Raw genomic sequence first — 17929 nt, forward strand, 5'->3', positions numbered from 1 at the left:
GTGTCAGCGCGCGGCGTGGGACTGGATGACCCGGGCGTAGACCTCGAGCATCGCGCGGGTGCGCGAAGACTGCTGGAAGCGCGCGGCGATGTCGGCGGCCGGCTGCGGTGCGCAGCCGCGTTGGATGTCGGCGGTCGCGGCGCGCAGGGCCTCAGCGAGCGCCGCGACCGAGTCATCGGCTACCGGCCATGTCCCTGATCCCAGTTCGGCGACCAGATCCGGATCACACACGATCGAGGGGGTCCCGACAGACGCGGCCTCGAAAATCGTCATCCCCTGCGTCTCGAAGCCGATCGAGGTCTGCACCAGAGCATCGGCCGCGCGGATGCGCCGCAGGGTCTCGCGGTAGGGCAAAGACCCGAGGAAGTACACGGATGCCTGTGCCCGCTCGGCCACGCGTTGCGCCGCCGCGCGCTGAGCGCCGTTGCCGATGACCTCGATGTCGACGTCGATGCCCGACGCGACAACGGCCTCGAGGAACGGAAGGAGGCGCTTCTCGGGACTCATACGGCCGACCCACACCAGTCGCGGTCGTCGAGAGGTCCGCTCGGTCTGCGGCTTGTCGAGGACAGCCCGGTACGCGTCGTCATCGATCCCGTTCCAGATGATGTCGACGTGCTCGAAGACCCGATGCTCCTCCAGACGCCGCGCAAAGTGCGCCGAGGGCGCCGTCACGGCATCGGCGCGGGAGGCGAGCAGACGCAGATACGCCCAGCCGTCCTTCCCCTGCGTGTTGGTCTCGCCCAACACATGCCGGCCCCACCGATTGAGCCCACGCAGGACGAGACCCGGCGCCGGCGCGACGGCCCGGATGCCGACATCCACGCGGTTGTGCATCGTGATCACGACGGGGAGCCCGTGCCGCTCGGCAAAGCGCAGGCCCAGGAAGGCCCCCCAGAAGTCGCCCTGCACGTGAACGACGTCCACCGGCGGACGCGTGGCCATCTCGGCATCCAGCACCCTCTCTGCCCGTGCGCCCGGCCAGGTCATCGCATACTCGCGGTCCAGGGTCACCGGGACCGAGGGGAGATCGAGATAGCCGGGGTCGTTCGCGCCGGTGTGCGCGCGGGGGCCGTGGCGGCGGGGCGCAACGATCGTCACGGTGTGGCCGGCACGCTCGAGGAAAGCCCGCTGCAGGCGCATCGACACCTGCGCTCCCCCGAGGGTCTCGACGTGCTGATCGCCGAACATCACGATGTGCACGGGACTACTCCGGCAGGGGCTCGTTGCGGTAGAGGGCTTCGAACGTGTCGAGCGTCCGGCCGATGTCGTGCATCGACACCGCCTTCAGCGACGCCTTCTGCATGCGCACCCGCTCCTCGGGCGTCGCCGTGAGCACATCGGTCAGGCGCGCGGCGAGTTCGTCGACGTCACCGGGCTCAAACAGGTACCCGTTCTCGCCGTTGTGCACGAGGTGCGGCAGCGCCACGGCGTTGGCGGCGACGATGGGGAGGCCCGAGGCCATCGCCTCCATCGTGGCGATCGACTGCAGTTCGGCGATCGAGGCGATCGCGAAGACCGAGGCTCGCGAGTAGAACGCCCGCAGGTCCTCCTCCGAGGTGTGCCCGTGGAACCTGACTCGGCCCGCAAGCCCGAGCTCATCGGCGAGGGTCTCGAGGGTGCGGCGCTGGTCGCCGCCGCCCACGATGTCCATCGTGACCTCGAGCGCGGGATCGAGTTTCGTGAGAGCCCTCAGCACGACGTCGATCTGCTTCTCGGTCGTGAGGCGCCCGACGAACAGCACGCGGTTCGCGTCGCGGGGTGTGAGATCGGGCGTGTAGTTCGACTGGTCGATGCCGCAACTGATCGGGATGACGTTGTGGATGTCGATCGTCTTCTCGAGGTAGTCCGCGGCGCGCCGGGTCGGCGTGGTCACGGCGCGGGTGAGGGTGAAGGTGCGCTTCGCGTCCGCCCACGCCCAGCGCACGACGGTGTCGTTCCAGGACGTCGGAAGGGCCGTGAAATCGAGGATGTTCTCCGGCATCACATGGTTGGTGGCGATGACGGGAATACCGCGTTCGTGCGCGATGCGTGAGAGCCCCCGACCGATGACGATGTGGGACTGGATGTGGACGACGTCGGGTCGCACCCGGTCGAGCACCTTCCGCGCGTAGTGCTTGGAGCGCCACGGCAGGATGAAACGCAGCCAGTCGTGCGGATACCAGCGGTACGAGTGGATGCGGTGGACCGTCATCTCCTCGCCTTCGATCACCTCTCGGAACTCGCCGTGCTGGGCCCAGGTCTTGCTCGGAGCCATGACGTGGACGTCGTGTCCGCGGGCGACGAGCCCGGCTGCGAGTCGCTCGCCGAAGCGGGCGGCACCGTTGACATCGGGGAAGAAGGTGTCGGCGCCGATCAGGATCGTGAGGCGGTCCGCGCCTTCGGCGGGAGTGCCCTCCGGCGAGCCGGGGATATCGGCCGAGTCGGTCACGAGTGCGGTCTTCTCCCTGTCTCGGTGGTCATATGCGGAAGGTATGGCGCACCGGGGTCCGCGCGGACTCCACTGTACCCTCAGAGGGTCGCACGCGCCGGGAGGACCGAATGGAAGCCGCGCTCGGGCATGTCCTGCCCCTGGCCTTGGGCATCGCGCTGAGCCCGCTCCCGATCATCGCCGCGATCCTGCTGCTGCTGGCACCGAAGGCCCGCAGCGCGAGCGTCGGGTTCTTGATCGGCTGGATCATCGGCATCCTCACCGCCGTCATCGTCTTCATGATCATCGCGACGGTGCTTCCCACCCCGTCGGTCGGGGGAACACGGCCCGTGCAGGCGATCATCCACCTGGCGCTCGGTGCGCTGCTGGTGCTACTGGCGGTTCGTCAGTTCCGCGCGCACGCCCGCGCCGGCGGACCACCGACACTGCCCACGTGGATGCAGGCACTCGATCGGCTCGGGTTCTGGGATGCGCTGGGCCTCGGCGTGCTGCTGGCGGCGGTCAACCCGAAGAACCTCATCCTCGGGGCCGAGTCGGGCATCCAGTTCGGTCTGGGTTCGATGTCGGTCGCCGGCGGGATCTGGGCGATCCTGCTGTACACGCTCGTGGCGGCATCCACGATCCTGGTGCCGGTCGTGGCGTTCCTGGTCGCTGAGAAACCTTTGCGTCACCCGTTAGATGCCCTGCGGGGGTGGCTCGAGCGGGAGAACGCCGTCATCATGGGCGTGGTGCTGCTCGTGCTCGGCGTCGTGGTCATCGGCAAGGGCATCGCGGCACTCTGATTCCCTCTCGAAAGGACACTCATGGCTGACTTCCGCTACGGCCCGGTCGAGCTCTACCTCGTCGGGCTCGAGGGCGACCGTCCCTCGCCGGCGACGATCGCGGCGCTGGCCGACCTGCTCGAGGGCGGGCTTTTCCGCCTGCTCGACTTCGTGATCGTCTCGAAGTCAGCGCTCGGTGAGGTGACGGTCACCGAAATCGAAGATGAGACCGACGAGTATGGATTCGGCGGCATCGAACTGGCGGAGATCGGCATCGCCGGCGACGAGGACATCGCAGAGCTCGCCGAGCTCATCGAGCCGGGCACCTCGGCCGCGGTCGTGGCACTCGAGCTGGTGTTCGCACGCAACCTCGCTGCGAAGCTCGCCGCCTCGGGCGGCGTCGTCCTCAGCACCGAGCGGATCCCCGCACCGGTCGTCAACGCGATCATGGACCTGGCCGACGAGGCCTGAGAAGAAGGAAGAAGCAGATGCGCAGAATGGGACGCCCCGGCCTGATCGGCCTCGCCGCCCGCACGGCCGTCGTGGCCGGAACCGCCAGTGCGGTCTCGGGCGGCATGGCCGCCAACCGCCAGCGCAAGGCGCAGGCCCAGTACGAGCAGGAGCAGTACCAGGCGGCCCAGCAGCAGGCCCAGATGCAGGCCGCCGCTCAGCAGGCGGTCGCCCAGCAGATGCCTGCCGAGCCCGCCGCCCCTGCCCCCGCGGCAGCCCCGGCGGTCGACGTCGTGGCCGAGCTCCAGAAGCTCGCTGCTCTCAAGGACGCGGGCCTGCTGGATGACGCAGAGTTCGCGGCCGCGAAGGCGAAGCTGCTCAGCTGACCTCGGGCTCGGTCTGGCCACCGGCATCGTCGGGGCCGCCCGCATTCGGGTCCGCCTCGGCCGACGGCGGTGGCGCGGCCGACTTTCCGGTCAGCCAGCGCAGCAGATGCGCGTTCGGATCGGCCTCGAGGACGAGTGCGCGCACGAGCAGGGTGAGCGGAATCGAGAGGATGGCGCCGAGCGGTCCGATGATGAAGGTCCAGAAGATCACCGAGAAGAAGCTCAGCGTGAGGCTGAGATCCACCGCATCGGCGACGAACTTCGGCTGGATCAGGACCTGGAGCACGACGTTGGCGACGCAGTAAATCGCGATCACGACGAGGAACAGCGGCCATCCGCCGACCACCAGTGCCAGCACCGCGGGCGGGATGAGCCCGAGGATGAACCCGATGTTCGGGACGAAGTTGGTCACGAACGCGAGGATCGCCCAGACGACGGGCGCGGGCACCCCGACCGCGGCGAGCGCGATGCCGTCGATGATCGCCACGATCGCACCGAAGATCGCGTTGACGATGTAGTACCGCCGGGTGCCGACCGTGAACGCGCGCATGCGTGCGAGGGTGCTGTCGACCGCGGATCCGAAGACCTCCCGCACGTGGCTGTATCGCGCGGCATCCGCCGCCATGAAGATGACGTACGACACGACGAAGAAGAGGCTGATCACCACGCCGACGATCGTGCCGGTCAGCGATGTGGCGACCGTCACGAGCTTCTCGGGGGCGAGAACGGATGCCGCCGCCCGCGTCGCCTGCTCCGACAGCCCCGTCGAGGCGAGCCACGCGATGACCTCGTCTGCGGTGGCCTGCAACTCGGGCAGGTAGTCGACCACGAGGTGGGCGAACTGGACGCCGGCGAAGTAGAGCAGCAGCGCCATGACCGCGAGGATCACGTACGCCACGATGATGACGGCGGTGGTCGCTGCCCATCGCGGCCAGCCCCAGCGCTGGAGCGGTCGATGCAGCGGATGACAGATGATCACGAGCACGGCGGCCAGGGCTATCGGCCCGACGATCTCGCTCGCCCACGACAGGCCGACGAGGACGACGACGGCAGCGGCCAAGCCGCCGAGAACCCGCAGCATCGGGGATAAGGTCATTGCTTCGCCGACTCTCCTGCGCCGACATCAGCGGCCGCCGCCGGAGCGTTCGAACCCGCGCCTGTCTCCGCGCCACCCTGAGTCGGCTGTGGCAGATTCTGGACGATGTCGCTGATCTGGGCGGCGAGACTGCGGATCTGCCCGCGGGTCGCCGTCTCGGCGTCATCGTCCCCCGCAGCGGCCTTCTCGACGATCCAGGAGGCGGTGGTCGCCGTCACGACGCCGACGATGCCGATACCGCCGGCCATGAGGAAGATCGCCACCAGCCGCCCCATGCCCGTCACCGGGTAGTAGTCGCCGTAGCCGACCGTGGTGATCGTCACGAACGACCACCACAGCGATTCGCTGAAGTCCTGGATGTTCGCGCCGGGTGCGCCGCGCTCCGCAGCGAGCACGGCGAGCGAGCAGACCCAGACGAGCACCGCGACGGTTCCCCCGGCGTACCAGATGACGCGGGTGCGCAGCGCCTGCCCCTTCGAGACCCGCGTCTGCACGACCGTCAGCGCCTTGAGCAGGCGCAGCGGTCGCAGGAAGGGCAGCAGGACGACGAGCAGATCGAAGATGTGGGTGCGGAACCAGGTGAGCTTGTGTCGGGCGATGAGCAGGCAGATCACATAGTCCGCGGCGAAAATGATCCACGTGATGCCCATGACCGAGCCCATGAGCGCGCTGAGCGGCCCTCGCAGGTCGGCGATCACCTGCCAGGAGTAGGCGATGATGAACGCCGCAGAAGCGACCACGAGCGGCCAATAGGTGAGCTTCTCCCAACGCTCTTCGTTCATGCAACAGAGGCTACTGAACTATCGTGACCCGTATGTCCGACAACCCGGATGCCTGGAGTTTCGCCCGCAGCAGGCGAACTCTGATCGCCCTCAGCATCCCCGCGGCGCTCATCGGTCTGCTCTCGGGTCTGCTGCTGTGGGGCATCGATCAGGTCGCGCATCTCGGCACCCACCTCGTGTGGACGAGTCTGCCTGGGCTGTTCGGGCTCGACGGCGACTCCCCCTGGTGGATCTTCGGCGTCCTCACCCTCACCGGGGCGCTCGTCGGTCTCACGGTGTGGAAAATGCCCGGCCACGGTGGACAGGACTCGGCGACCGTCGAGCTGATCGCCCCGCCCCAGTCGATCCGCGCGGTGCCGAGCATCATCGTCGTCATCCTGCTGACACTCATCGGCGGCGTGAGCCTCGGCCCCGAGAGCCCCATCATCGCGATCAACACCGCGCTCGCGGTGTGGATGGTCGCGAAGCTGTGGCCCGCCATCCCGACGCCGCTGACGGTCATCCTCACCGCCGCCGGCACGATCGGCGCCCTGTTCGGCACCCCCGTCGCGGCGGCGCTCGTGTTCACCGGCGCGCTGGCCGCCGGTGCCGGTGCCCTGTGGGACAAGCTGTTCCTGCCCCTGGTGGCGGCCACGGCGGGCGCGGCCACCAGCATTCTTCTCGGAGGCGGCATCGGGGCGGTCGCCCGCATCGCCCCCTACACGAACCCGCAACTCATCGACGTCGTCTCGGCAGCCGTCATCGCGTGTCTCGGTGCTGCCGTCGCGCTCGTCGGCGTCTTCGCGTTCCGTGCGCTGCACCCGCTGCTGCGCCGGATGCCGAACCCGTTCGTCCTGTCGCTGGCCGGCGGCGTCATCCTGGGTGCGCTGGGTGCGCTGGGCGGGCCGCTGACACTGTTCAAAGGGCTGGAGCAGGGCGCAGAGCTGATCTCGATGGCCGGCACGATCGGCGTCTCCTCCCTCATAGTCATCGTGGCGATCAAGCTGGCGGCCCTCGTGGTGGCGGCATCCTTCGGCTTTCGCGGTGGGCGCATCTTCCCGGCGATCTTCTTGGGCATCGCGTTCGGGCTGCTCGCGAACACCCTCGTTCCCGCGATTCCGCTCGGGCTGGCTCTCGCCAGCGGCGTCCTCGGCTTCACGCTCGCGGTCGCTCGGGACGGGTGGATCGCCCTGTTCATCGCGGTGGCGATCGTGGGCGACATCGGCGTGCTGATCGTGATGTGCATCGCGATCCTGCCGGCCTGGCTCGTCGTCGCCCGCGCCCCCGAGATGGTCATCGAGGATCCCTCCCCGTCGCCCGCTCCGGCGCCTGCAGCTACGACGACGTAGTGTCGGACTGGAGAGCGGCGGCGTTGCGGATGAACAGGATGATCCAGCTGAAGACGAGGACACCGGCGACCAGCTCGACCGCGGTGAGCGTGTAGTAGCCGACGGCGAAGAAGATCGCGAGCACGACGATCACGGCGATGAACAGCCAGCCGAGCGCAATGAACGGTCGCGGCATCCCGGGAATCCAGTGCGCCAGGCGCATGACCAGCACACCGAACACGACGGCCATGCCCGAGGCGAAGCCGGTGTGCACCCAGAAGAACTGATCGACGGGAAAGATCCCGACACAGGCCAGGAACAGACCCACCAGGATCAGACACAGCCGCACGAGCCGGAGCCCGCGCACGTGCGGCGACGGGATCTGCGCGGTCGTATACCGCGAGAGCGTCGTGACGATGACGCCGGCGACGATGAGCGTCAGATTGAAGGTCATCGCCGACAGGTCGTTCGTCATTCCGAGCGCCGAGAGGTTGTCCTTCCACCAGTGCGGGTCGCTTGCGGTGAGCATGCTCGCGACGACCCCCTCGATGAGGAAGCCGGCCAGGATCACGGCCAGCAGCAGCAGATCAAGGTTCGTCGCCGAGGCGAAGACGAGGTATGCGGTGACAGCTGCCGCGGCCGCCGGGAGCACGATCACGAAGATCGTGTAGACCTGCGCATCCAGGAAGGCGTCCTGCATGATGACGGCGATGAGCGTCCAGGACAGGAGGGCGATCACGGCGTGGGCGAAGGCGAGTGCCGCGATGTCGATCACATCCACGACCCGCAAGCGCCGGGATCCCTCGCGGACGCCGAGGATGATGCGGCCGGCGACGAAGACGATCGCCGCGGTCACGGCAGAGGTGATCGCGGCGAACTGTCCGACCGATCCTTCGCCCGAGATCGGCGCGTCGTCGAGCTGGAAGACCAAGACCGAAAGGATGCCGGCCACGATGAAAGCGACCGATCCCGCGGCGAGCCCCAGCGACTCGAGATCGCGGGCGTGCGAAGGGGACGCGGTGGTGGGGGACGCGGTGGTCTGACTCACGGCACCGAGGCTAGCGCAGGGGGAGCGCCCTCACGCAGGCCGGGCGCTGCGTCGGACTGCAGGGCCGCGATGTTGCGGATGAACATGACGATCCACGCGAACAGCAGCACGGCTCCGACCAGCTCCACGGCGGTCAGGGTGTAGTAGCCGATCGCGTACTCGATGCCGAGCACCACGAGGACGCCGAAGAAGATCCACCCCAGCAACGCGAAGGTCGCCGGGATACCGGGCACCCAGTGACGCAGCATCACAACGAGCACGCCGAAGGTGACAGCCATGCCGGCGGCGGATCCGGTGTGCAACGCCCAGAACTGGTTGACCGGGAAGATGCCGACGCACGCGAGGAACACCCCGATCACGATGAGGCAGATCCGTACCGCGAGGATGCCGCGCACATGCGTCGTCGGGATGCCGCGGGTGGCGTACCGGGCGAGGGTGGTCACGAGGAAGCCGCCCAGGATCAGCGTGATGTTGAACGTCATCCCCGACATGTCCTCGGTCATCCCGAGCGCCGAGAGGTTGTCGCGCCACCAGTGCGGGTCGTTCGCGGTGAGCATCGCGGCGAGGATGCCTTCGCCGAGGAACGCGGCGAGGATGAGCGCCAGCAGCGAGGCGTCGAGGTGGGTCGCCGATGCGAACACGAGATAGGCGGTGACAGCCGCCGCCGTCCCTGAGAGCACCAGCACAGGAAGCGCGAAGACCTGCGCGTCGATGAAGGCGCGATCGAGGATGACAGCCAACAGCGTCCACGAGAGCACGGCGATGATGCCATGGGCGAGGGCCAGGGCCGCGGCATCCACGTAGTCGAACAGACCGAATCGCTTCTCACCCGAGCGGAGGAACGCGACGCCGCGGCCGGCTCCGAAGGCCACCAGCGCCGTCGCGCCCGACGAGATCGCCGCGAATTGCCCGACCGACCCTTCGCCGGCGATCGGAGCATCGTCCAGTCCGAAGACCGGGATCGCAATGAGACCGACCACCACGAAGGCGATCGCGCCGAGGGCCAGCGCCAGGGATTCGAGGGTGCGCTGCCCGGCGCTGCGGACGGACGCCGTCATCGCCCGGGCTGATGCACGCGGATTCTCCGTCACGGCACGACAGTAGTCCCCGCGGGTGCCGCGGGGCGAGAGCCGGTCGGGGACGGCGAGGTGAACGTTCGCGACGCGCGGTCAGTCCTCGGCATCGGCCGCGGGAAGCGCGCCCGCGCTGCCGTGCGGACGCCACAGCACGACCTCGGTCGCGCGCCGGACGCGCCGTCCCTGCCGCAGCGTGACGACCGAGCCGCTGGCGCCGGCGGCGAAGACGCGGGCGCCGGGACGGTTGGCCCGCTCGTTCTCGACCTGTCCCTCGAGGTCCCGGACGCGGGAGCGGAGATCGCGCACCTGATTCTCCAGCTCGAGGATCCGGGCGATGGCGGGAAGACCCATGCCCTCGCTCGACATGCGGGCGACCTCGGTCAGCTGTGCGACGTGCCGCAGCGAGTAGCGGCGCGAGCCTCCCCGGGTGCGGGCGGGGACGACGAGACCGAGACGGTCGTACTGGCGCAGGGTCTGCGGATGCATCCCCGCCAGCTCGGCGGCGGCCGCGACGGCGAGGATCGGGGTGTCCTCGTCGATGTCGTCGCGCCGCATCCTCGTTATCCGTCCCTCGTCAGGCTCTCAGCGTCTCAGCCGCGAGCCTTGGCCAGCAGCTCGGCACGCGGGTTCTCGCTCGGCTCCGTCTCGCGGTACTTCTCGAGTGCCTCTTTGGCGGCGCCCTCGATGTGTGTGGGGACCGCGATCTGCACCTCGGCGAGCAGGTCGCCGCTGCCCTTCTGGCTCTGCACGCCCCGGCCCTTGACACGCAGCACCCGGCCCGAGGGGGTACCGGGAGCCACCCGGAGCTTGACCGGGTCGCCACCGAGCGTGGGGACCTCGATCGTCGCGCCGAAGACCGCCTCGGTGTAGGTGACGGGCACCACGACGCGCAGGTTCAGTCCGTCGCGGGTGAACACCGGGTGCGGACGCACGGTGACCTGCACGACGATGTCGCCGTTCTCACCGCCGTCCGGGGAGGGCCGACCGCGACCGCGCAGCCGGATCTTTTGACCGTCCGAGACGCCGGCGGGGATCTTGACCTTGAATGGGTGACCGTCCTCGGACTGCAGCGTGATCGTCTCGCCCTTTGTCGCGGTGACGAAGTCGATCGTCGTGCGCGCGGTGACGTCGGCCCCGCGGGTCGGTCCGCCGTAGCCCCGGAACCCACCGGATGCCTGCCCGAACCGGCCCGAGCCGAAGCCGCCGCCACCGCCCTGGCCGAACATCGAGAAGATGTCCTCGAAGTCTGCCTGCTGGTAGCCGCCGCGTCCCTGGCCGAAGCCGCTGAACACGTCCTCGAAGCCGCCGGCGCCCTGGCCTCCCGCGGTGAAGCGAGCCCCTGACCCCATCGCTCGGATCTGGTCGTACTCCTCGCGCTGCTCGGTGTCCGAGAGCACGGCGTACGCCTCGCTGATCTCCTTGAACTTCGCCTCGGCCTGGGCATCGCCCGGGTTGGAGTCCGGGTGATATTTGCGGGCGAGCTTGCGGTAGGTCTTCTTCAGATCAGCCGCAGAGACGTCCTTGGAGACACCGAGGACCTTGTAGAAGTCCTTGTCGAACCAGTCCTGACTGGCCATGGTCCCTCCTTTCGGTTACTCGGCCGGCACCGCGACGACCACCTTCGCGGGTCGCAGCTCGATCGAACCCAGGCGGTAGCCGAGCTCGACGACCTCGAGGATCGTGGTCTCGGTCACCCCCGGCGTCGGCTGCTGGAAGATCGCCTCGTGCTGCTGCGGGTCGAAGAGCTCGCCCGCCGCGCCGTACGAGGTGACGCCCATACGCTCGGCGACGGCACGGATCTTCTCGGCGATGGCCGAGAACGCGGTGCCGTCTTCGAGGTCGCCGTGCTTGGCCGCACGGTCGAGGTCGTCGAGCACGGGGATCAGGCCCTTGGCCGCGGATCCCTTCGCCCGCTCGATCTCGATCTCACGCTGCTCCTCGGTACGGCGACGGTAGTTCGCGTACTCGGCCTGCAGGCGCTTGAGATCGTTCAGCAGCGCCGACTCGAGGTCGGCGAGCACGCCTTCCTGCGCCGCGGCGGCCTCGGCGGACTGCGCCGCCCCGAGGATGTCGTCGACGGTCAGCTCCTCGGCAGAGCCGGAGCCGGAAGCGGGCGCTTCCGACTCCGACTCCGGACCGGACGTGTTCTCCGCATCGCCCTGCGGCTCTTCGTCCTTGTGTGCCATGTGCGGGTCCGCTTACTTCTTGTCGTCTTCGTCGTCGACGACCTCGGCGTCGATGACGTCCTCGTCGGGGTTCGGCATCGAGCCGCTGCCCGGCTCGTTGGCGGCGGGGTCGGCATCCTCACCCGCGGCCTGCGAGGCCTGGTAGATCGCCTCACCGAGCTGCGACTGGCTCTGGTTGAGCTTGTCGAAGGCCGTCTTCACGGCCTCGTCGTCGTCTCCGGCGAGCGCGGTCTTGAGCGCGTCGACGTCTGCCTGCACCGAGGTCTTGACCTCTTCGGGCAGCTTGTCTTCGTTCTCTGAGATGAGCTTCTCGATCGAGTACGAGAGCGTCTCGGCCTGGTTGCGCACTTCGGCCGACTCACGACGCTTCTTGTCTTCGGCGGCGTGCTCCTCGGCCTCGCGCACCATGCGGTCGATGTCCTCCTTGGGCAGCGACGAGCCGCCCGTGATGGTCATCGACTGCTCCTTGCCGGTGCCCTTGTCCTTGGCGGACACGTGGACGATGCCGTTGGCGTCGATGTCGAAGGTGACCTCGACCTGCGGGATGCCGCGCGGTGCCGGCGCGATGCCGGTCAGCTCGAACGTGCCCAGCGGCTTGTTGTCGCGGGTGAACTCGCGCTCGCCCTGGAAGACCTGGATGGCGACCGACGGCTGGTTGTCGTCGGCGGTCGTGAAGGTCTCGCTCCGCTTGGTCGGGATGGCCGTGTTGCGCTCGATGAGCTTGGTCATGATGCCGCCCTTGGTCTCGATGCCGAGGCTCAGGGGAGTGACGTCGATGAGCAGCACGTCCTTGCGCTCACCCTTGAGGACACCGGCCTGGAGGGCAGCGCCGACGGCGACGACCTCGTCCGGGTTCACGCCCTTGTTGGCATCCTTGCCGGTCTCCTTCTTGACCAGTTCGGCAACGGCGGGCATACGGGTCGAGCCACCGACGAGCACGACGTGGTCGATGTCGGCGACCTTGATGCCGGCCTCGCGGATGACGTCCTCGAACGGCTTCTTGGTGCGGTCGAGCAGGTCCTTGGTGATGTCTTCGAACTTGGCGCGCGAGATCGTCTCGCTCAGCGAGACGGGGCCCGAGTCGGTCAGCGACAGGTAGGGCAGGTTGACGCTCGTGGATGCCGAGCTCGACAGCTCCTTCTTCGCCTGCTCCGCGGCCTCCTTGAGGCGCTGCAGGGCGATCTTGTCGCCCGAGACGTCGACACCGGTGGTGTCCTTGAACTGCTTGATCAGGTGGTCGACGATCCGCTGGTCCCAGTCGTCACCGCCGAGGCGGTTGTCGCCTGCGGTGGCGCGCACCTGGATCGTGGAGAAGTCGTCGTCCTTGCCCACTTCGAGCAGCGACACGTCGAAGGTTCCGCCACCGAGGTCGAAGACGAGGATGAGTTCGTCCTCCTTGCCACGGTCCAGGCCATAGGCGAGGGCGGCGGCGGTGGGCTCGTTGATGATGCGCAGGACGTTCAGACCCGCGACCTCACCGGCCTCCTTGGTCGCCTGACGCTCAGCGTCGTTGAAGTAGGCGGGAACGGTGATGACGGCGTCGGTCACCGCGTCGCCGAGGTAGGACTCGGCGTCGTTCTTGAGCTTGGCGAGGATGCGCGCAGACACTTCCTGCGGCGTGTACTTCTTGCCGTCGACGTCGAAGGTCCAGTCGGTGCCCATGTGGCGCTTGACCGACGAGACGGTGCGGTCGACGTTGGTGACAGCCTGGCGCTTGGCGGTCTCGCCGACCAGCACCTCGCCGTCCTTGGTGAACGCGACCACCGAGGGGGTGGTGCGGAAGCCCTCGGCGTTGGCGATGACCTTGGGCTCGCCGCCTTCGAGGACGCTGACGACGGAGTTGGTGGTTCCGAGGTCGATACCTACTGCACGTGGCATGTGTTTCTCCTTTGCCGTGGGGCCCGGCGGATGCCGAGTCCCGGTGTTCCGATGTCTGAAGTCGTGGGCGCGACAGGTTGAGTCGCGATGGCTCAACTGTACTCGGGGGTGTCGAATGTGTCAAATGAACTTGATATGAGTTGGCTCAACTTTGCGACTCCCCGCATCGAGGTCCAACTCGACGGGAGGACGTGCAACTCGGCGAAGCGAAGTGCAACTCGACGGGAGGGGGTGCAACTCGGCGAGAGGGGGTGCAACTCGGCGAGTTGCACGTCGATGGGGCGAGTTGCACCTTGTGGGGGCGAGGTGCACGTCGAGGGGGCGAGTTGCACCTTGTGTGGGCGAGGTGCACGTCGAGGGGGCGAGTTGCACCTTGTGGGGGCGAGTTGCGCCTTGCGGGGGCGACGCGCCGGGCTGAGCAAAGCCTGAGCAAGCACTGACGCTGGGGCGTTCGAAAACTGAACGGCGCACAGAAAAGTGGGCTGGACACGGGGGTGTGGCTTTCAAGCTCCCACTAGCCACCACGAACATCAGGAGAATCACATGCGCGCTTCACTGAAGCACTACACCGACGCCCTCCGGCGTCGCCGTTCCGAGAACGACGAGTCGGGCTTCTCGCTCATCGAGCTCATCGTCGTCGTCGTCATCCTCGGCGTCCTCGCCGCCATCGCCGTCCCGGTATTCCTGGGCCTCCAGGGCCAGGCGGAGCAGAGCGCACAGGACTCGATCGCCGGAAGCGCAGCATCCGAGGCTGCGTCGCAAATCGCGCTCTTCGACGGAACGCCGGCAGCGACGGACATTGACCTGTCAACATTCGCAGACGGCGTCACCGTGACTCTTACGCCCGCGACAGGCGTCACCCTCTCGAACTACTGCGTGACTGTCAGCGGCGACGCAGCGGAGGACTCGACTTCGGGCCCCGGCTGCTAACAGCCTCCACCGCGACATGGCCGGGTCGAGGCGCGCTGCGCTCCTCGACCCGGCCTTCTCCACCTAAGGCCATCGCATGAACAGCTCCCGCACCTCCGACCTCGACGAGGGCTTCGGCCTCGTCGAGGTCGTCGTGTCGATGATGCTGTTCGCGATCCTCGCCATGGCGATTCTGCCCCTGGCGCTGCGCGCGACCCTGCTCAGCGGCGAGAACCGCGACGCCGTCGGTGCGAACGCCCTCGCCTCGGGCACCCTCGCCGAGATCCGCGGCACGTTCCCGGATGAGGGTGCGAACTCGTGCACGGCCGTGACAGGTATCGAGGCCACCCGGGTCGCCGACACCGCCGACACGGGGCTGGTCGTCGACACCAGCGTTGAGAGCTGCCCGGGCGTCTACCCCGCCGCCCTCACCGTCACGGTCGACATCCGTGACGAGGCCACCCCCTCACTCGATGACGACGGCAACCCGACGGATGCGCTCGTGACGATGTCGACCAAGATCGTGGTGACCGCGCCATGACGGGCCACACCACTCGCGCGATGCCCACCGACGACCGCGGGGTGGGTCTCATCGAGGTCGTGATCACCGCCCTGGTCGGCTCCGTCATCCTGACCGTCGTCGCGAGCGTGTTCATCACGACCCTCCAGAGCGCCGCGACCACCCGCGACCGCGACTTCGCCACCGGCCGCGTGCAGGCGATCTCGACATCACTGTCCACCGCCGTCCGTACCGCCGACGCCGTGTCGGCGAGCTCCACCATCGCCCGCGTGCGCATCCCCACCGGCACCGACTCCTGGGAATGCCACGCCTGGGCCGTCGTGGACCTCACGACCGGCATCGGCTCGGGTGCCACCGAGGCCGCCGACGGCGACGCGGAGCTGCGCACCCTCACGTATGCGCCGCTCACCGATCCCTCGGATGCCACCCCCCAACCCGACCTCACCTGGGGCGCCCTCACCGACCGCGTCGACCAGGCCACCAACGATGCCGACGTGCCCCAGCCGTACTTCTCCCTCGACGGCGAGCGCCTCACCTGGCACCTCGCGGTCGTCGCCACCGAAGACGAGAACCTCAGCGACGGCGCAACCGCCCAAGTCTCCGGCTCCGCCGTGGCGCGCGGTGTCAGCGAAACCACCGCGAGTGAGGAGGCGGCGCGATGCTGGTGACACGGCTACAGGTGACCCTGAAGCGCCTCCGTCGCCGGCTCGCTCCGAGCAACGACGACGGGTCGATCCTCACCCCGGTCCTCATCGTCGTCATGGTGCTGGGTCTTGTCACCGTCACCGTCTCGGGCGTCGTGGTGAACACCACCCGCACCACCAGCGCGGTGCGCGGCAGCCTGCAGTCGCAGGCGGCGGCGGATGCCGGCATGGCTGCCGCGATCGCCGCGATCAAATCCGTGGATGCCTGCAGCGCGACGGCCCCGACCGGATCGGTGCCGGCCTCCGGCGCAGACGCGACCTACACGACCACCGTCGCCTGTGACGACACCGGCAGCACCATCACGATCACCTCGACAGGCGTCGACGGCGACTCCTCGACGACCGTCGAGGCCGTCTATGGACTGGTCGCGCAGACCGAAGAGGTCGCCGATCCCTCCCTCACGCCCGTGGGTCTCGTGCTCTACGAGGGGTCGACCATGGGACAGGTCACGCTGCTGGCGTCCGGCGACAACGAGCCTCAGATCGTGTCGATCTCGGGAACTTTCGGCTGCCGCCTGACGATCCCCGGCAACCTCATCAGCGGTGGCGACATCGTCTCGACCGACGGCTGCAATGTGTCCGGCGACATCTACAGCGCGGGTGACATCGACTTCTCGGGCGGCGACACCTCGGTGCAAGGCGACATCCTCGCGGCAGGCACGGGCCTCAGCGAAATCAACTCCGCTGTCGGACCCACCGATGCGAGCGAACCCTTCTCGCTGATCCAGACCAACGGCTCCGTCGATCTGAAATGGATGGGTGACACGCAGATGCGCGCCGACATCATCGCGAACGGCGACGTGACCGTGAACGACCGCACCGTGGAGGGCACCATCACCCTGCCGACGGGTCTCACCCCGTCGATCAACGGCGGCAGCGTGGTGGGCAGCGTCGTCAACAGCGACACCATCCCGGAGCTGGCCGCCCCCTCACTCCCGGGCTGGTACGACTACGCCTACGACCTCGATGACTGGCCGGGCGCTGCCGTCGTGACGCTCGCCGCCTCGGGCACGGGACCAGGTACCTGCCGATACTTCAACCGCTGGCCCAACCAGGGCTGGAAGGACCTTGCCAACTACACCGGCACCGTCGTGATCGACGGACGTGCCTGCGACATCCTCACCTCGAACGCCGGAGGAAACCCCTCGCCCGAGATCAAGGCGTCCAACGTCGTGCTGCTCGCCGAAGAGTTCAACACGACGGCCCTCACGATGACCTCGGCCGACGGTATCTCGCCGAAAGTGTGGTTCATCACCGAAGACACGGTCGACGACGCCGAACCGACATGCCCGCTCGGCGACGGCGACGAGACCAGCTTCACGACCAACGGCGCGAACCTCGACGGGGTGCGCTCACTCATCTACACGCCCTGCCGCATCTCGGTCGCCGGCGGCGGCATCATCCTCGGCTCCCTCTACACGAACGGCTTCAACTCGGGTGGACAGATCACGATCAAGGGCGAGCTCATGAGCCTGCCCGGCATGCCCTCCCCCGACGGCGGCTTCGGCAACGCCGGCGCCGTCGAGGTCGAAACCGGCGAGTACACGCTCGGCGCCCTGATGTCCCGGCGCGACACGTGAGCGCGGCCATCGCGCTGGTCCTGGGCGGAGCCGGCATCCTCGGACTCGTCATCGGCTCGTTCCTGAACGTCGTGATCGCCCGCGTGCCCGCCGGTGTCCCGCTCACCCGCGAGAGCCGCTGCCCGCGGTGCGACGCGCCGATCCGGTGGTGGCAGAACGTGCCGGTGCTCTCGTGGCTGGTCTTGCGGGGACGATGCGCCGGATGCCGCGCCCCGATCTCGTGGCGCTATCCCGCCGTCGAACTGGGGACGGCACTCGTCTACATCGGCGTGACGGCCTGGTGGTTGACCGATCTCACCGGTCCCCTCGTCGCACGACTGTGCGTGCTGGGCGCCTACCTCTGGTTCGCCGCTGCCGGGATCGCGCTCACCCTCATCGACCTCGACGTCCGGCGCCTACCGCACACGATCACGACGACGACGCTGCTGGCGTGCGGCGGCCTGCTGATGGCGGCGAGCCTGTTGATGCCCGACGTCTGGGCCATGGTCCGCGCGCTCGTCGGCATGGCGGTGCTGTGGGGGTTCTACGCCGTGCTGCGACTCATCCGCCCCGACGGGATGGGCGGCGGCGATGTGCGGCTCGCGGCATCCGTCGGCCTCATGCTCGGGTGGCTGGGGTGGGCGCCGCTGCTGGTCGGCGCTTTCGCGGCCTTCCTGCTCGGGGGCTTGACGGGCATCGGCCTCATGCTGGGGCAGCGCGCCCATCGGCGCACCGCCCTCCCCTTCGGCCCCTGGATCATCGTCGGCGCCTGGGTCGGTGCCGTCGTCGGAGAGCCGACGGCGACCGTGTACCTCGCCATGATCGGAGTGAGCTGA

The 17929-nt window shown here is 68.3% G+C and carries 19 protein-coding genes; 9 read left to right on the forward strand and 10 right to left on the reverse strand.

The window, feature by feature from the left end; all coding sequences use genetic code 11:
* Positions 1-3: 3 nt before the first annotated feature.
* Positions 4-1203, reverse strand: coding sequence for a glycosyltransferase (locus ABD206_RS10090; RefSeq protein ID WP_344072115.1), 1200 nt, complete (start codon positions 1201-1203; stop codon positions 4-6).
* A gap of 4 nt (positions 1204-1207) precedes the next feature.
* Complete coding sequence (locus ABD206_RS10095; protein WP_425561191.1) at positions 1208-2431, reverse strand: glycosyltransferase; 1224 nt, start codon at positions 2429-2431, stop codon at positions 1208-1210.
* A 110-nt stretch (positions 2432-2541) separates the two neighbouring features.
* Here ABD206_RS10095 and ABD206_RS10100 point away from each other — a divergent pair, with 110 nt between their 5' ends.
* Genes ABD206_RS10100 through ABD206_RS10110 form a run of 3 tightly spaced genes read left to right on the forward strand, consistent with a single transcriptional unit; the run spans position 2542 to position 4028 of the window.
* Positions 2542-3213, forward strand: a complete 672-nt coding sequence (locus ABD206_RS10100; protein WP_344072117.1) for a GAP family protein — start codon at positions 2542-2544, stop codon at positions 3211-3213.
* A 21-nt stretch (positions 3214-3234) separates the two neighbouring features.
* On the forward strand, positions 3235-3663 hold the full coding sequence (locus ABD206_RS10105; protein ID WP_344072120.1) for a DUF6325 family protein: 429 nt from the start codon (positions 3235-3237) through the stop codon (positions 3661-3663).
* A gap of 17 nt (positions 3664-3680) precedes the next feature.
* Positions 3681-4028, forward strand: coding sequence for an SHOCT domain-containing protein (locus tag ABD206_RS10110; protein ID WP_344072122.1), 348 nt, complete (start codon positions 3681-3683; stop codon positions 4026-4028).
* Here ABD206_RS10110 and ABD206_RS10115 read toward each other — a convergent pair.
* Complete coding sequence (locus tag ABD206_RS10115; protein WP_344072124.1) at positions 4021-5124, reverse strand: AI-2E family transporter; 1104 nt, start codon at positions 5122-5124, stop codon at positions 4021-4023. The genes ABD206_RS10110 and ABD206_RS10115 overlap by 8 nt on opposite strands.
* Positions 5121-5906 (reverse strand): potassium channel family protein, encoded by a 786-nt coding sequence (locus ABD206_RS10120; protein WP_344072126.1) that lies wholly within the window; start codon positions 5904-5906, stop codon positions 5121-5123. Before ABD206_RS10120 ends, ABD206_RS10115 begins: the two co-directional genes overlap by 4 nt.
* A 32-nt stretch (positions 5907-5938) precedes the next feature.
* On the opposite strand from ABD206_RS10120, the gene ABD206_RS10125 reads away from it, so the two are divergent.
* Positions 5939-7234, forward strand: coding sequence for an ion channel protein (locus ABD206_RS10125; protein ID WP_344073532.1), 1296 nt, complete (start codon positions 5939-5941; stop codon positions 7232-7234).
* Here the strand turns inward: ABD206_RS10125 and ABD206_RS10130 are convergent.
* The 6 genes from ABD206_RS10130 to dnaK form a co-directional block, all read right to left on the reverse strand.
* On the reverse strand, positions 7221-8261 hold the full coding sequence (locus ABD206_RS10130) for a DUF998 domain-containing protein (RefSeq protein ID WP_344072127.1): 1041 nt from the start codon (positions 8259-8261) through the stop codon (positions 7221-7223). The two genes, ABD206_RS10125 and ABD206_RS10130, sit on opposite strands and share 14 nt — an antisense overlap.
* Positions 8258-9352, reverse strand: coding sequence for a DUF998 domain-containing protein (locus ABD206_RS10135; protein ID WP_344072128.1), 1095 nt, complete (start codon positions 9350-9352; stop codon positions 8258-8260). The genes ABD206_RS10130 and ABD206_RS10135 overlap by 4 nt, the downstream gene beginning before the upstream one ends.
* A 78-nt stretch (positions 9353-9430) precedes the next feature.
* A complete protein-coding gene (locus tag ABD206_RS10140; RefSeq protein ID WP_344072129.1) occupies positions 9431-9892 on the reverse strand; it encodes a heat shock protein transcriptional repressor HspR in 462 nt (153 codons plus the stop codon).
* 35 nt (positions 9893-9927) lie between these two features.
* Complete coding sequence (locus ABD206_RS10145) at positions 9928-10914, reverse strand: DnaJ C-terminal domain-containing protein (RefSeq protein ID WP_344072130.1); 987 nt, start codon at positions 10912-10914, stop codon at positions 9928-9930.
* 15 nt (positions 10915-10929) lie between these two features.
* Positions 10930-11523, reverse strand: a complete 594-nt coding sequence (locus tag ABD206_RS10150) for a nucleotide exchange factor GrpE (RefSeq protein WP_344072133.1) — start codon at positions 11521-11523, stop codon at positions 10930-10932.
* Between the two features lie 12 nt (positions 11524-11535).
* Positions 11536-13401 (reverse strand): molecular chaperone DnaK, encoded by a 1866-nt coding sequence (gene dnaK / locus ABD206_RS10155; protein WP_344072136.1) that lies wholly within the window; start codon positions 13399-13401, stop codon positions 11536-11538.
* A gap of 543 nt (positions 13402-13944) precedes the next feature.
* On the opposite strand from dnaK, the gene ABD206_RS10160 reads away from it, so the two are divergent.
* The 5 genes from ABD206_RS10160 (at position 13945) to ABD206_RS10180 (ending at position 17929) form a co-directional block, all read left to right on the forward strand.
* Entirely contained in the window at positions 13945-14331 is a 387-nt protein-coding gene (locus ABD206_RS10160) for a prepilin-type N-terminal cleavage/methylation domain-containing protein (protein ID WP_344072138.1), read from the forward strand.
* Between the two features lie 76 nt (positions 14332-14407).
* Positions 14408-14851, forward strand: coding sequence for a type IV pilus modification PilV family protein (locus tag ABD206_RS10165; RefSeq protein ID WP_344072142.1), 444 nt, complete (start codon positions 14408-14410; stop codon positions 14849-14851).
* 20 nt (positions 14852-14871) lie between these two features.
* A complete protein-coding gene (locus ABD206_RS10170; protein ID WP_344072144.1) occupies positions 14872-15498 on the forward strand; it encodes a type IV pilus modification PilV family protein in 627 nt (208 codons plus the stop codon).
* Positions 15489-17114: a hypothetical protein gene (locus ABD206_RS10175; RefSeq protein ID WP_344072145.1), complete on the forward strand. Its 1626-nt coding sequence runs from the start codon at positions 15489-15491 to the stop codon at positions 17112-17114. The genes ABD206_RS10170 and ABD206_RS10175 overlap by 10 nt, the downstream gene beginning before the upstream one ends.
* Positions 17111-17929, forward strand: a complete 819-nt coding sequence (locus tag ABD206_RS10180; RefSeq protein WP_344072147.1) for a prepilin peptidase — start codon at positions 17111-17113, stop codon at positions 17927-17929. The genes ABD206_RS10175 and ABD206_RS10180 overlap by 4 nt, the downstream gene beginning before the upstream one ends.

The organism is Microbacterium sediminicola (assembly GCF_039531125.1).
Taxonomy (GTDB): Bacteria; Actinomycetota; Actinomycetes; order Actinomycetales; family Microbacteriaceae; genus Microbacterium; species Microbacterium sediminicola.